The sequence below is a fragment of the Oceanispirochaeta sp. M1 genome (assembly GCF_003346715.1).
In the GTDB taxonomy this organism is placed as follows: Bacteria; Spirochaetota; Spirochaetia; order DSM-2461; family DSM-2461; genus Oceanispirochaeta.
Genome location: NZ_QQPQ01000009.1, coordinates 60172 through 75087, shown reverse-complemented (window position 1 = coordinate 75087; position 14916 = coordinate 60172). Strand labels below are relative to the sequence as shown.

Annotated in this window: 7 protein-coding genes; all 7 read right to left on the bottom strand. The window is 46.1% G+C overall.

All coding sequences use genetic code 11. The features are described from left to right. Position 1 precedes the first annotated feature (1 nt). Complete coding sequence (locus tag DV872_RS08050; RefSeq protein ID WP_114629355.1) at positions 2 to 679, bottom strand: ABC transporter ATP-binding protein; 678 nt, start codon at positions 677 to 679, stop codon at positions 2 to 4. Between the two features lie 102 nt (positions 680 to 781). Next, the gene (locus DV872_RS08045; RefSeq protein WP_114629354.1) at positions 782 to 3397 is read right to left on the bottom strand and encodes a family 78 glycoside hydrolase catalytic domain; all 2616 of its coding nucleotides are present in this window, start codon (positions 3395 to 3397) and stop codon (positions 782 to 784) included. 64 nt (positions 3398 to 3461) lie between these two features. Continuing rightward, the gene (locus DV872_RS08040) at positions 3462 to 4799 is read right to left on the bottom strand and encodes an MFS transporter (protein ID WP_114629353.1); all 1338 of its coding nucleotides are present in this window, start codon (positions 4797 to 4799) and stop codon (positions 3462 to 3464) included. Then, positions 4789 to 7338 (bottom strand): hypothetical protein, encoded by a 2550-nt coding sequence (locus DV872_RS08035; RefSeq protein ID WP_114629352.1) that lies wholly within the window; start codon positions 7336 to 7338, stop codon positions 4789 to 4791. Before DV872_RS08035 ends, DV872_RS08040 begins: the two co-directional genes overlap by 11 nt. Continuing rightward, complete coding sequence (locus DV872_RS08030; RefSeq protein ID WP_114629351.1) at positions 7335 to 8696, bottom strand: MFS transporter; 1362 nt, start codon at positions 8694 to 8696, stop codon at positions 7335 to 7337. Before DV872_RS08030 ends, DV872_RS08035 begins: the two co-directional genes overlap by 4 nt. Before the next feature lie 2 nt (positions 8697 to 8698). After that, positions 8699 to 11650 (bottom strand): glycoside hydrolase family 38 C-terminal domain-containing protein, encoded by a 2952-nt coding sequence (locus tag DV872_RS08025; RefSeq protein WP_114629350.1) that lies wholly within the window; start codon positions 11648 to 11650, stop codon positions 8699 to 8701. Between the two features lie 80 nt (positions 11651 to 11730). After that, positions 11731 to 14877: a glycoside hydrolase family 38 C-terminal domain-containing protein gene (locus DV872_RS08020; protein ID WP_114629349.1), complete on the bottom strand. Its 3147-nt coding sequence runs from the start codon at positions 14875 to 14877 to the stop codon at positions 11731 to 11733. Positions 14878 to 14916: the final 39 nt, after the last annotated feature.

Genomic DNA, 14916 nt, shown 5'->3' with positions numbered 1-14916 from the left:
CTCATGTCCTCCTATCGCTTTGGATCTCTCCGTCATGGAGCTGAATCAGTCTGTCGGCCCTGTCCATTACCATCTGATCATGTGTGGAGAAGATAAAGGTTATTCCATGGCGATTATTCATCTCCTTCATAAGATCAAGTATGGCTTCTCCTGTATGGGAATCAAGATTTGCTGTTGGTTCATCTGCAAGAATCAGTTTTGGATTGTCCACGAGGGCCCGGGCTACGGCAACTCTCTGCTGCTGTCCACCGCTCAGGCGGTTGGGCCTCCGGTTTTCCATTCCTTCAAGTCCCACTTCCTTCAGGATCTCTCTGGTCTTCTTATCAATCTCTTTCTTGTCGTTTGAATTGAGCTGCAGTGCCAGAGCAATATTCTCATAGGAACTGAGTACGGGAATGAGGTTGTAGCTTTGAAAGATAAATCCCAGATTTTGACGGCGGAACAGTGTCCGTCCATTCTTATCCATTTCAGAAACCCGGTCGTTCTCTATGGTAATCAGACCTTCATCTGCCTGATCAATACAGCCAATACAGTTCAGAAGTGTGGTTTTTCCAGATCCCGAAGGCCCTGCAACAGCAAGGAATGCGCCCTTGTCAATTTCAAGTGATATGTTTTTCAGGGCATGTACGGCAATATCACCGCTGAGGTATGTTTTTGAAAGGTTTTTGATACTTATCATCGGGAATCCTCCCCTTTGTCTCATTGTACTATTGTTATAGTACAATTGCAAGAAAAACTTACCATTGTCCCATTCGGCATTGGACGCAGTCCGGCATGAATCTTATGATTTCTCCTTATAGGGGTATGTCCATTTATAGTTTCCCGATCCAAGAAGAAGCCCTTCTGTCTCCATATAGCTGCTGTTTCCGACAGGTCTGTATACACGGGCGGATGTGTTGGGAGGAATTGAAACACTGAGATTCATCTCAGTGGTCTTTATCTTCCATTCAACAGAAATATGTCCATAGGGACTCTTTAAATCTGCACGACTATGACTGAGCCCTTCTCCAGGATGTGGTTTAATCTGAATCTTCCTGTACCCCGGCTCTGTGGGAGTGATCCCGGCCACTGTGCCGTATAAATACTGTCCAACGGCGCCATAGGCATAATGGTTAAAGGAATTCATACCTTTGGACTGCATCTTTCCGTCGGGTTTCACTCCGTCCCAACGTTCCCAGATGGTTGTAGCACCCAGTTTTACAGGGTAGAGCCATGAGGGATACTCCTCTCTCAGCAGTAAACGGCAGGCTATGTCATTGCGCTTCTGTTTAGCAAGTATTCTGGTCAGATAGACAGTTCCGAGGAATCCTGTAGTGAGATGATTCCCGGATTCTTTGATCAGTTGAACCAGATCTTCTGTTATCTGAGCTTTCAGATCATTGGGAACAAGATTGAATTGAAGAGCTAGAACCTGGGCTGTCTGAGTTTTTACTTTCAGATGTCCCTGTGAGTCGAGGAATCTCTCTCTAAAGGCATTAATAATATGGTCATGAAGAGAAGAGTAGGATTCTGCGTCTTTCCGGAAGCCCAGCTTCTCAGCTGTTTCTGCTGCGATCTGCACCGAATTGGCATAAAAAGCTGTTGCGACAAAATTATTGGGAGTGGCTCCGAAACTGCTGTTCCCCCTTTTTCTATCCAATGCCAGCCAGTCTCCATACTGGAATCCCTTTTTCCAAATCAACCCGTCTTCACTGTGCCTGCGGACATAGCTGATCCATCTACTCATGGTCTTATACAGTTCTTCAAGAAATCTCTTGTCTCCATAGCTCATATAGAGTTCCTGGGGACAGATCACAGCCGCATCGGACCATCCGGCGGAAGAATGGAAAGGATTTATAGGATCTACTAATTTGCCCCGTCCCTTCCGGGAGAGGACATCAGGAATCACATCCGGAATACCTCCATCCTCTGTCTGTTCTGATTTCAAGTCCCGCAGCCATTTCCGGTAAAAGTTCGAAGTATTTTTCAGATACACCGCTGTACCCACAAAGGCCTGAGCATCTCCTGTCCAGCCCAGTCTTTCATTTCGCTGAGGACAGTCACTGGGTATATCGAGAAAATTGCCTTTCATGCTCCATAGGATATTGTGATGGAGCTGATTGACCAGTTCACTGGAACAGCAGAATGAACCTGTGTCTTCCATCTCTGAATGGACCACCACGGCATCAAAATCTTCTGCCCTGATTTCTCCCGGCCAGGATTTTATATGGACATAACGGAAGCCCTGAAAAGTAAAACAGGGCTCATAGAGTTCCTCTTCTCCTCCTTTGAGGATGTATCGAATCTCTTGCCTTGCACGACGGAGATTTTTTGTATAAAAATTTCCTTTTCTGTCGAGGATCTCGCCATGCTTCAGGATCACTTTCTCACCGCTCTTCCCTCTGACCCGGAAACGAACCCATCCTGTCAGGTTCTGACCGAAATCCAGTACAGTTTCTCTCCGGGGAGTTCTGATGATTTTCTTTACTTTCAGGATTTCCTGACGTTTGATTAAAGGCCCGTCCTGGGCAGATATAATAGACTTATCCTGCTGAAGAACTATTACTCCTTTAGAGCTGAAGGGAGTATTATCTTCCCCTTTCTCCTTCCGGGCATCGTATATTTCACCGTGATAAATCTCTGAGAAGAGGACTGGTGATGGATTGGATTTCCAGTTTTTATCTGTAATAATCCAGCGCTCATCACCATCTGTAAAGCGGATTAGCATCTGCACAGAAAGGGCGTTGCGTTTTCCGAAGAAATTTCGTCCTCCCATGAGTTCCCCTTTGTACCAACCGCATCCCAGATGGCCCTTAAGGGTATTTTTACCCGCTTTGAGCAAAGAGCTCACATCATAGCTTTGGTAGAGCAACCTTTTGTCGTAATTTGTCCATCCCGGAGCCAATACATTTTCTCCTGGCTCCTCTCCATTGACAGATAATTGGTACAGGCCTAAGGCAGTAGCATAGATCCTGGCAGAGGAAATCTCTTTATCAATCTCTATCTCCTTTTCCAGATACCATCCGGCTGAGTCCCCGGGCTTGTCTTCCCCTTCGGGAGAAATAAAAGAGGCTATCCAGTTTTCAGAATCCATTATGCCTGTCTCAAACCAGCCGGGATCACTCCAGGAGCTCTCCTCACCGCGATTATCAATAATCTGTACTCTGTAATAGTAGCGGGTGAAGGGCTGCAGAGGAGGACCTGTATATTCATTCAGAACAGACTGATTACTCTCCCTCATTCCAGTATCCATAACCGTCGTGGAAAACTCTTTTTTCGTGCTGACCTGAAGATGAGAGGATGTCTGAAGCATATCTCTGTCATCTGAATTTATGAGCCAGCTGAACCGCGGAAAATTCTCATCACATCCAAGTTTATTCTTTGTATCTTCACAGGTGATTTCCCGGATAGTCAGCATAGTCCTTTCCTTTATTATATTGAGATTCACAGGGGAGACTGTGTCAGCTTTTTCCCCTGATTGTTTATATACTGAGTTCTGCCACCAGATCCTTGTGAGTCTTCTCGTCTATATTGTAGAAAAACAGCGGGATGACCATAAGAAGAGAACCGATTCCGGGAATAATGGTCATGGATTGGAATAATCCGTCCAGAACCTGGGGAGTCTGTACTTCATTGGCCTTGAAGCCGATATAAACGAGCAGCAGTCCGGCTATAAATTTTCCCAGTCCAGCGGTGAGTTTTCCGATAAAAGTAAGAGTGGAAAAGATTGTTCCGTCACTCCGTTTTCCGGTTTTTTTCTCCATCCACTCTACGGTGTTGGCAATCATGGTTGTCCTGATCACATCGGGAAATCCATTAAAGAGTCCCCAGAGGGCTGCAAAAACATAAAACACAAGAATATTACTGTAGCCGATGAAATACATAATGGTTCCCAGTATTGCCAGGATAAAACCGCTGGCGATAACCAGTGTTTTTCCAGGGATATATCGGGTCAACCAGGGGACCAGGCCTGCGCCGACGGCCATTGTTACAAGACTTATCCCTGCAATAACGGTCATAAGCCCCTCATCCTGTAGATTGTATTTGGCAAAATACATCATCATTACCATCTGCAGGCTGGGAATAACTGTGAGCAGGAGGGAGATCAGCACGATAATCAGGGGGCCATTGGTAAAGATTGCCTTCAGGCTGTCCGACAGCTTCAGTCCAGCCTCCCTTGAGGCATTTCCCGATCTTTCTCTTGTCAGAATCCCCCCCTGAAAGATAGCCGCAAAGCCGAGGAGGCAGAAGATTACTGCTACCCCAAAGTATCCACCACCGTCATCTCCACCCAGGAGATTCTTCAGAGGCACCGTTGCCAGCACGGCTGCTGCTGTACCCAGTGTTCCGGCTATTCGTCCCCAGGAAATCAGGATGTTCCGGTCTTTTGTCTCAGAACTGATACGTCCTGCCATGGTCCAAAGGGCAATATCCCCAGAGGTATAGGCCATTCCCCAGATGATGTAGGTGACCCACATATAAATAACACGTCCTCTGTATTCCAGGTCTGGAACCAGGAACATCAAGGCTGTAGTCACTGCAATGGGAAAGGACATAAATATCAGATAGGGACGGCATTTGCCCCAGCGGCTTTTTGTATGATCCACCAGAACACCCATAATTAGATCGTTAAATGCGTCCCATATACGGGCTACCAGAAACATAGTTCCTGCAGTTAGCGGAGAGATTCCCATCACATCCGTATAGAATATTAGGATAAAAAAATTCACAAATGTGTACATCAGGTTCTGCCCGCCAAGGGCTCCTGCGAAAGAGATTTTTTCCCTCATGGGGATGGCTTTTTCATTTTTAAGATTCACTAACTTTTCTCCTCTTCTTTTTCCTTATATTCACCAGAACCGTCTCACCGGGGGCCATGATTATCCGATTACCTTTCTTACAATTCTCTTTCCCGGTTCCTCCCATGGAGAACTGTTCTTCATCCAGTTCATTTCCCGATAGAATCAGGGTAGTTTCTGTTTCACTGTCTGATATATTGACCAGCCTCAGCTTGAGAGAATCACCATTTTTACTCAGAGAACTGAGGGCAATCCGCTTATCGGAAGGGAGAGGCAGGGAGTAAACAGGAGATCCTTTACCCATTACACAGAGAAGGGGCTGCATGTTTTCCAGAGCAGAGCGGTAATTATCTTCAGGCACATATTCACCATGGGGTCTGAATGCATAGCGGAACAGAGTTCGTCCCGGCTGATCAGCCTTGAAATTAGTCTGCCAGTAGTTGTTCATCACGTAGGAGTAGAATTTTCCATTGTACTCTGTTTTTTCCAGCCAGCCGCAGAGTTTGGGAGGGCCGCTCCGGATAGGGTCATGAACAAGTTCTCCACTCTTGAAGATTGGAGCATCCATTAATGTACAGGATATTCCCGATTCAGGACCTGATATATCAAGCCATCGGGACGCAGATATAAAGTTTCTGTTGGCTCCGGGAAGCTGTTCCTTGTCAAGTGATACTGTACCCCAGGCACTGTCATATCGCAGTTCTCCTCCGGGAATATCCAGGGGAAATGAGAAATGAAGACCTTCTTTTCTGCGTGTGACAGGACGATCCAGAATATTGTGTATGCGGATCTCATCACTCCAGGCATCCAGGCTTAATTCAGTGATATACTCATTGCAGCGTGCAGCTTTTCGGCTTATCCGGACAGTTGTACGCAGGGGGCCGGAATCAAGTATTTTAAATGATACAGCTTCCTCTTCATGTTTTCTGAGGGAAGGAAATTTTCCGGGTACCATGGTAAAACCGTTGAATCCTTCGCTGTCATTTCTATTGATGTATTCTTTCCCTTTGAGAGTGAGACTTACTATTCTGCCCTTTGTCCTATCGACTCCACAGCTCAGCTGATCGTTTTTCATTACTCCGGCATTTATGGAACATCCATTCTCGATGACCGCTGCAGTTTCATTGCCGAGATTGTATGTCCGGCTTCCCAGAGCCGGGACAGAGGCTGCATAGAATGCAAGGTCTCCGTTAGATAGTCTCTGAGCAGGGACCATATTGCCATCACTGTCGAGGAGAGAACAGAATTCAGTAGAAATCTCTACAATCCGTGATATTTCCCAACTGTTACTGTTATAGACAGTCACAGTTGTCTCTTCATCTTTCTCATCTCTCACCTTATTCAGGATTGTGCTGTAGAAGGAAGATAACTCAGGGCTGCCCCCTGCTGAATCCTTGAGGAATTTCAGGGTTCCCGCTTCTCCATTGAGGGCTCTCTGACGTTTCCAGGCCCACTGGCTTTTTGCAAAAGGGTGATCCGGCCTGCTTATTGAGTTATGGGCTCCCCAGGTGTGTTCATTGAAAAGAAGAACCTCTTCCCATGCCTTAAGAGCTTCATCTAAATCTGATTTACCCCCTGTCATAACAGCTATATTTTCAGCCTGGATCAGCCGCTCTGAGGCCTCCCTGGCTATTGCTGTTTCTCTCGCTGTGGAGAGGGCTCCGTCTTCCCAGTATGCAGTCAGATCGCCGCGATATTCAGGTATGCTGTCACCATATTCCGCTTCAAAATCGGCCATGGCCTCTGATGTCGTGGACAATTCCAGATCGATATCCTTGTGCTGTCTGTTCCACTCTTCTACAATTCGGCTTACATTAGGGTCCGGTGGACCATTGTCCGATCCGATATTGTAGCGGATCAGGACTGTATTATAGGGATAATCTGATTTCTCAAGAGAGTTCAGATAGCCCTTGATTCTTCGGTATCGCAGTTTATTGCGAAGATTCTCCCGTTTGTTCAATGCCGTATGAAACCAGGCGTATCCTTTGCCGTGAACCCAGAGAAGAATTTTCTCTTTTCCCGAAGGAGATATCCAGTAGAAGGGTTTGTCTCCCCAGGTTTTAATGGTGTGTCCGATCCTGTCCGAATGATTGGTTCCTGCCGAAAGATAGCGGATGCCCTCTTCATAGAGGGCCGGTACCATTCCCCAGTTCCAGCCTGGGACATCTGTAATCATGGCTGAGTCTATGGGAATCCCTGTTAAATCTTCGAGTTCTCTTTTACCATCCATCATCCTGATCAGTTCTTCCGGTCTACAAAGGGCTGTATGCATATTGGCAAAAAGGCCGTCCAGTCCGATATGCCCCGATCGGACCATAGAGAGAAAGCGCTCCTTCTGTTTTTCATCAGCACTGTTCAGCCATTTTTTAAGAGCCCAGGTGGCTTCGGGGTTCCAGCGAAACTGTGCCTTTTGAGTTCTGTTCCTGTTGGCATCAATCAGATCCATGGCCTCATTCTGATTGAGGAATTGAAGGTCCAGTACTTCCTGCTGTGTATGGGTGTACCCGATATCAAAATGGGTATGATGTATCAGTTTTATTTTCCATTGTTTCTTTCTCATTTCGATTCTCCATGTCTGCTCTCTACAAAGGCTTCTATTTCATACTCTTTGGTTCTATTTATTGGAATGAGTCTTATGAGGACGACAGCGATGATAAGGATGATTGCGGGAACAAGTCCCGTTCCCATACGAATGGCCCTGACTACTTCTTCGGGCTGGCTTTTACTTCCAGGCACATATCCTGAAATATCGAGAAGAGCACTGAGAATCAGAGTCTGAACACTGGCGGCCGGAATCAGTATTACCTGCATGATTCCTCTGACAACACCGGGCTGCCTTTTGCCTGTTTTCATTTCAATATGGTCAACTACCAGTCCTGTAAAGGGGATATTTATGGCTGAGGAGAAAGCATAACCTGAAAGAATCACAACATATGTAGCTGCTGCAATCCAGTAGTTGACAGGGAAAAACAGGATTATATGTCCAACTATGGCCATAGATATTCCCATCCAAAGGGTATCCCGGGAACCGTATTTTTTAACCATCACAATTATCATCGGGAAAATCAGCATCTGGGCTATTCCGGTCAGAAGGTCGGGAATTGTCGCCCTGAGTCCCGATACTTCAAGGACGTTATCCATATAGTAGAGATAGCCAGTAAAATAACTGCCAGTGGATGCCTGGAGGAAGAAAAATGCCACCATGAACAGGAGAAAGGTTCTGTCCAGAAAAAGATCTTTTGCCAGCTTGAACATCTGCTTTAGACCATTTGTAACTTCCAGATGTTTATAGAAATCAGGATCTTCCCTGATAAACATCTGTCCAACAGCAATCAGAGTAACTCCCAGCAGAATCGCTATGGAGAAAATCAGAATCAATGTGTTGTGGCTGAAATTCCCTGTGAGGAACCAGATAGGGATCATTCCGCCCAGAAAGACGGGAACCATATTGATGTAGTTCATGATGACATTCACCTGAGTTCTCTCTTCCATGGAGAGGAAGGTATTGATGGAGAACGCCTGAAAACTTACATTCAGAACTGTCTGGGCTCCTTCATAAATTACAAGAAGCACAAGTAGATAGGCTGCAATTGCTATTTGAGACCAGTTGGGTGAAGAAAAAAGGAGCCCGATAACAGAGAGCCCTATAACCGGAGTGGCCCAACGGATAAGGGGTGCATATTTGCCCCTGGCACCGAAGGGTTTCCGGTCTGCCCAGTATCCGAGTACAGGGTCATTAATACCGTTCCATATGCTGAAGAGAAGAAATACTGTTCCATAAATGGCCGGGCTCAGGCCGATTACATCAGTGAAGAACTTCATAAAGGAGCTGTTTACGATGACCGTAATCAGTGTGGCACCCACAGGTACAAGATTTATAAGAATTTTGCGTCCCAGGCTGTAGTGTACTTTGGGCATTTCTATTTAACTCCCTTCTTTTTTAATTCTATTTTTATTGTTTTTACTTCAAAGGGTCTAAAGTTCAGAGAAATTGTATCTTCTCTGCTCAATTCCACAGGATCTTCCTCGACCATATTGGTTTCATAAATCCCGTCTGTACTCCTGTTTATTTTGAGTCTGCAGCTTTCATTCCTGCCGTTCCTTTCATAGAGACGCAGAATAAGATCATTCCCATCCTCACTCTCTTTGAGAGTGGAGTAGGTGATATTGCTGTTATCCAGCTCGAAGGGCGCAGCCCCCAGGGAATCTTCAGATTCCATTACGGGCATCCATGTATTGAATTCCATGGCCTTCTCATCAACCCGGGCATCAATATGGTCTCCCCTGTGGATATAAAGAGAGTAGGCCATCTGATGCTCTCCCAGGTCTCCCTCTTTGGCCGGGTGGTTTGTGGATTTTATAAGGTTCAGATCGATTGTATTGTTTTTAATCCTGAAGCCGTATTTGCAGTCTGTGAACAGAGCCGCACCCCGGGTCCCGTCATTCAGGTCTGCCCAGTTATGTCCACAGGCCTCATACTGAGCTCTCTCTCTCTTGTTTTTATTTGTAGTGACTCTTTCAAGAGATCCGAACTGTATGTCATATACTGCCGTCTCACTTTTTACTGTCAGAGGGAAAGCTGTTCGGAGCATGGTTCTGCTGCTCTGCCAGTCTGTCCTGATTCCGAAATCTATGCGCTGGCTGTCCGGTTCCAGACGGATTGTCAGAACCAGAGAACTCTTCCCATGTCTGTAGTGCTGAACTATCTCCTGTACCGGTCCATAAGTGAATGATTCGCTTCGGAGAAGCCGCATTTTTCTCTTTGGGAGGAGACGGTAATGGCGGGAAATATCCCAGGCATTGGCTATGTCCGTATATACGGTCAGCCTGTTTCCTGTAGCTCTGTGAACCTGTTTTCCCGTAGATTTATCCAGAATGGATGCTATTGAGCCGTCTTTTTTAAAGCGGAGCTTCAGTTGACTGTTCTCCATCATTCTCACATCTTTTCCCGGCTCTTTGGTCCAGGATTTTATATTCACTGGAATATCCGACAGAGGCTCCATGGTAAAGATCTGGTACTCTGATTCCGAGACTCTTCTTGATGCAGCCTGTACAGGAAGGGGATTATATACAGTAAGTCTGTCCGGGGAGATCTCCTCTTCAGAAGAGACCAGCCGGGCATTGCAGATTTCTGCTGTAATGGCGTCGATACGTTCATCAAGAATCTTATATCGCGTCAGACACTCGCTATAGACTCTTTTAATTGAGGAACCCGGCAGTATATCGTGGAACTGATACAGGAGAACTTCCTTCCAGATGGTCTGCAGTTCTTCCTTGAAATCTCCGAATCGGCCGGTCTGAATGAGAACTGTCTCAAGGGTTTTCAGTTTCTGTTCCATACGGCGGTTGTAGTACTTAACACGTCCCTGGGATGTATAAGTCCCTCTATGTTTTTCCAAGTACAGTTCGCCTTTGAATACGGGGAATTTCTCTTTGATGCCTGAAAGCTTTTCAAAGAACTTCCAGGAGGGTTCAATCCTTAATTTTGCCATGGGAGCCGGCCCGTTGAGGCGTCTCAGTCTCTCCATATGAGAGGGGGCAGGACCGCCTCCGCCGTCTCCTACACCGAATAGATTGAGTGTTCGATTATCCAGCTGCTTTTCCCGGTAATTCTTCATCGATTTCAGAAGGTAATAGACATTGGCAGGACTGTTGTACTCTCCCTCGGGAGGCATATGGGCAAAGATCCGGGAACCGTCTATTCCTTCCCAGTTGAAGCTGTGGTGGGGGAATTTGTTTGTATCGTTCCAGGAGATCTTTATGGTCATGAAGTAATCGAGTCCTGACTTTTTAATAATCTGAGGCATATTCCCTGAATATCCGAAGACATCCGGAAGCCAGAGGCTTTTTACTCTGATGCCGAATTCCTTCTCATAGAAACGGATACCATAGAGCATCTGACGTACAAGGGCCTCTTCTCCTGAAATATTGGTATCTGCTTCAACCCACATTCCGCCCTGTACTTCCCAGCGGCCCTGAGCCACTCTCTCTTTTATCTGTTCATACAGTCCGGGGTGCTGGTCTTTTACCCATTCATAAAGCTGCGGCTGGCTGGCACCGAAATAGAAATCTTCATAATCATCCATCAGCCTCAGGGCATTGGCAAAGGTTCTAGCCCCTTTTCTATAGCTTTCCCGTACCGGCCAGAGCCAGGCGAGATCCAGATGTGCATGACCTATAGAGCTGATTTCATGGTGGGCCCGGCTCTCTGTTTTAAGTAGTTCCGCTGTGACAGCCAGTGCATCGGCTGTCCATGATCCCTTACGGCTCCTGATGATTCCAGCGGCTTTCCTGAGTCCCCGACTGTATATTCTGTACGCCTGACGATCCTCTCTGATGCAGGCCAGCTTCAAGGAGTGGAGTGTATTTAGATCATAATACAACTCTCTTATAGTCATATCTCTTGTGACCATCTCTACAATTTCAATGCGTCCCTTCTTCTTTACATTGCCGAAGAGATCATTCATACCCGCATCGAGCCAGAGTTCCACATCCCCATTGGAAGAAGTGAAGTCGCTCAGAGGATAGTAGTATTTTCCAGGATCTCCCAGATGCCCCATAAAACCGAATGCCGAGCTCCCGTTGGTAAATCCCTTTACGGGAACTCCATAAGCATTATAGAGGAGGGCTTCACAGTTCATATCCAGTTTCAGGGAAACCGGATATGATATTGACGGATCAATTTTACCAGTCAAATGAAACCAGCCGCAGGAGAACAGTTCTCCCCAGGAATCTCCTATTTTATATTCTTTGAAAGTCAGAGCCTCTCGTTTTTCAAAGGGTACCGGTTCTTCTGTGACTGCCCCCTCTATATGGAAGCTCCCGACTTTTGTATTGATCTGTTTTTTAAGTTTATTGATTAGATTTTTCATTTAATTTCCTATAGCAATGTCAGTAACAGCTTTAAATGGGGCTTTCGCCCTGTCGTTTTTTATCAAAGAATAAACCCCTCTTAAAAATCATAGCTGTCTGTCATGACTTGTACACTCTTAAGTTCTGCCGGCCTTTCAGAAACTGTGGCTGCAAAGATATAAACATCATTGCTGTCGGGCAGCAGAAGGGCCGTTGCTCCAGTCGGAATGGCAAGGTTCAGGGAATAGAGGTAGCCATAGCGGTAGGCCAGATCTTTTCCATCCTTATGGCTGTGGGTTGAATACCACTCCAGACGGTTCCGGTTTATATATCCGGGAGCGACTCCCGTACATTTATTAAGCCAGGCATAATCGTTTCTGTTCTTTAAAAAATGCCCTGGCTCTCTTTTCCAGAGTCTTCTATCCCATTGACCGGCAAATTCAGTCATTGATGATACTGTGCAGAGCTCTTCAGCCAGTTTTCTCCCCTCTTTATCCAGCCATGTAAAGGGCACTTTCATGTTTGCTTCAGATCCCGTAAGGAGAAAAATGCTGTCAAAATTCACGGGAACAGGTATTTTCTGTCCCCCGCATTGAAGGGCATTCTCAGGCTGGTCTGTATTCATCAGAAATGAGACATTTCCTGAATCAATTTTGCCGGGGGTTATCTCTGACGGAAACAGGGCCTCTCCTTTCTCACTATTCTTTCCGATCATCCGCTTATTGAAATCAAGTGTAAGACTCTTCTGCCTGGTCAGAAGTTTTTCCGCCTGACCAGAAAGTTTAACTGAAAAGGATCTGATCCCGCATGCAGGTATGCTCACCCTCAGGCGATTACCTGTGAAATCAGCTTCAGCCATGGGCTCTTCGAGTCCGTTAACTTCAATGGCCTCCAGCAAATCACAAGAGAAGACAATATGGCCGCATGCTTTTTTTCCATATCGCTCATAGATTCGGATGATAAGGGAATTATTATCTTCAGCCTTCTTAACAGCAAGAATTCCGATTTGGGGATCTGAAATCTTAAAAAGAGAAGGATCATCCAGATGACCGCCCTTTGTTTTCTCTCCAATCAGAAAAGAACGGACCGGCTGGTTAAAACGTCTGGCAAGAGAGTCGGCCCCTGTCCAGTCTCCCTTATGCCCGTGGATTCCGTAGCGAATTGTATGTTCACCCCAGTCCTGTGAGTTCTGATCCCAGAACCCGTTGTAATAACGGAGGGCCGGGGTATAGAGAAGAGTCATTCTTACAGTATTGGATTCAGGCCGGTCATAGCCGTATTTTGAATCCTCTATTATGGTGAATCCGCCGTGTTCTCCACTCAGATCAGCCCAGAGACGTGATGGCATTTCAAATATTTTCTTATGGTTTACATCTCTTTTTATTCTTGATGTTTCCCAGTTACATGTAAAATCGGGGTCCTTCTCCACAGTGCTGAAAGCCAGCTTGAGTGAGCAGCCTGTCTCCCGCCACTCAATTCTCTCACAGAATTCTACTATCTCAGATTCTGAACTGAGGCTGATCTCCTTGACCAGTTTTGATGAACCATAGCTTGTTGTGATACGAAGAGTGGAGCGCAGGGGATTCCGCTCAATTACAGAGACATCACCACCCTCTTCAATCCTGATAAATGGGGTCTTCTTTCTGTCCCGCCAATCCATATTCCAGGCAGGAAATTTCATGGGTCTCTCTCTCTGCAGTTCATAGGCAGGGGGCTTCGTAAAAAGTTCGGCGCCCCTCTCCTTCTGATAAATAGACTCAATTTTTCCATTCAATGTAAGTGAAACTCTATACTGCTGATTTTCAAGGGTATAACCTCTATCTGTTTCAGTCAGAGACACTGCATCAGCAATCTTTTGAGCTTCTTCTTCGACAGACAGAGAATAGCGGGACCAGCCGAAAGGAGCTAAGTTCGGGATAAAGGTCAGGCTGGATCTGTTCTCTCCGATTTTCTGTATGACAGCCGGAATTTTAAAACCTTCAGCATCAAGAACAGTACATCTGTCATTTTCAAAATTCACATCCCCCGTCAGTTCCACATGGACCGGATCTCTGCGGTTTTCGAAGTGGGGATTGTAAATAAGAATCTCTCCATCTCCTCTGACAAGAGGAGCCACCGCGGCAGCGGAATCCTCAAGTATGGTGCTCCATGTTTTCAGTGCAAGAACTTCATCATTATGGGCATATTCATAGGCTGTGGGTGTCGATGTTCCGGGAAGGATATCATGCATCTGGCTTCCGATGATTCTATTCCAGGCCGATGATATTTTTTCAGTAGGATAGGCTGATCCGGCAAAGTGCATTGCACTGTATGCAGCTGATTCGGCTGCAAAGGCCATCTGCTCGTTTTTTCTATTCCATCGTTTCATTATTGCTGCAGATGTGATGGTTCCGGCGCTGTGATTCGTCAGAAGGAAATCTCCTTCATAACGGTCCATCCTGTTTTTCTCATCATCAGTTATTTCGGCAAAGAATTGATCGGCTGATCCCTGGCGGACAGTCATGTCTCCGCCTTTTTTATTGAAATGACGGATGCTGGCCAGGGCCCTTTTTACGGAACCTTCTTTTGGTGCCCCTCCGACATCACCCACACCGTAGTATTGAAATGACTTCCATATCCCGTTTTTTTTTCCAAGGCGATTGAGTCTGCCCAGGCGTCCGGGGTTCATAAACAGGGGCAGTTTCAAGTGTGAATCGTAGCGGCAGGGGTTGAGAGCACTGACAATTTCACTGCCGTCGGGTCCTTTCCATACACCTATTTCGAAGGGTATACCCACAGCGGAGCCCCAGGTCAGTTTATTACTTGAAAATCCGATAATGCCGCAGTGTGCCATTAAAGTGGGCATATTGCCGGGAAAGCCGAAACAGTCGGGGATCATATAGTCTTTGCTGCTCTGTCCGAACTCTTTGCTCTGCCATCGGTCACCATATAGGATATTTCTGATAAGGGATTCGGAAGAGGGAACCAGAGAATCTGTTTCATCGAGACAGGTTCCGGCAAGGTGCCATCTCTCTTCTCCTATCAGGCGTTTTACCTCTTCAAACTGTTTTGGAAAATACTCCTTCATCATGGCGTAGCGAAGAGCTCCGGTGAAGTTGAAGTGATGTTCAGGATATTTTTTAAAGCGGTCAATGCTCTCATTGAGAGTTTTTCTGATGTATTTTGTAATGGTTGTGGGATACTCCCAGCGCCACTGAGTGTCCAGATGGGAATAGGGGATAAGGTAAATCTCTTTCTTATCTTTCATAATATTCCTTTTTTTTAAATGTGTTATGTCTTATGTTTA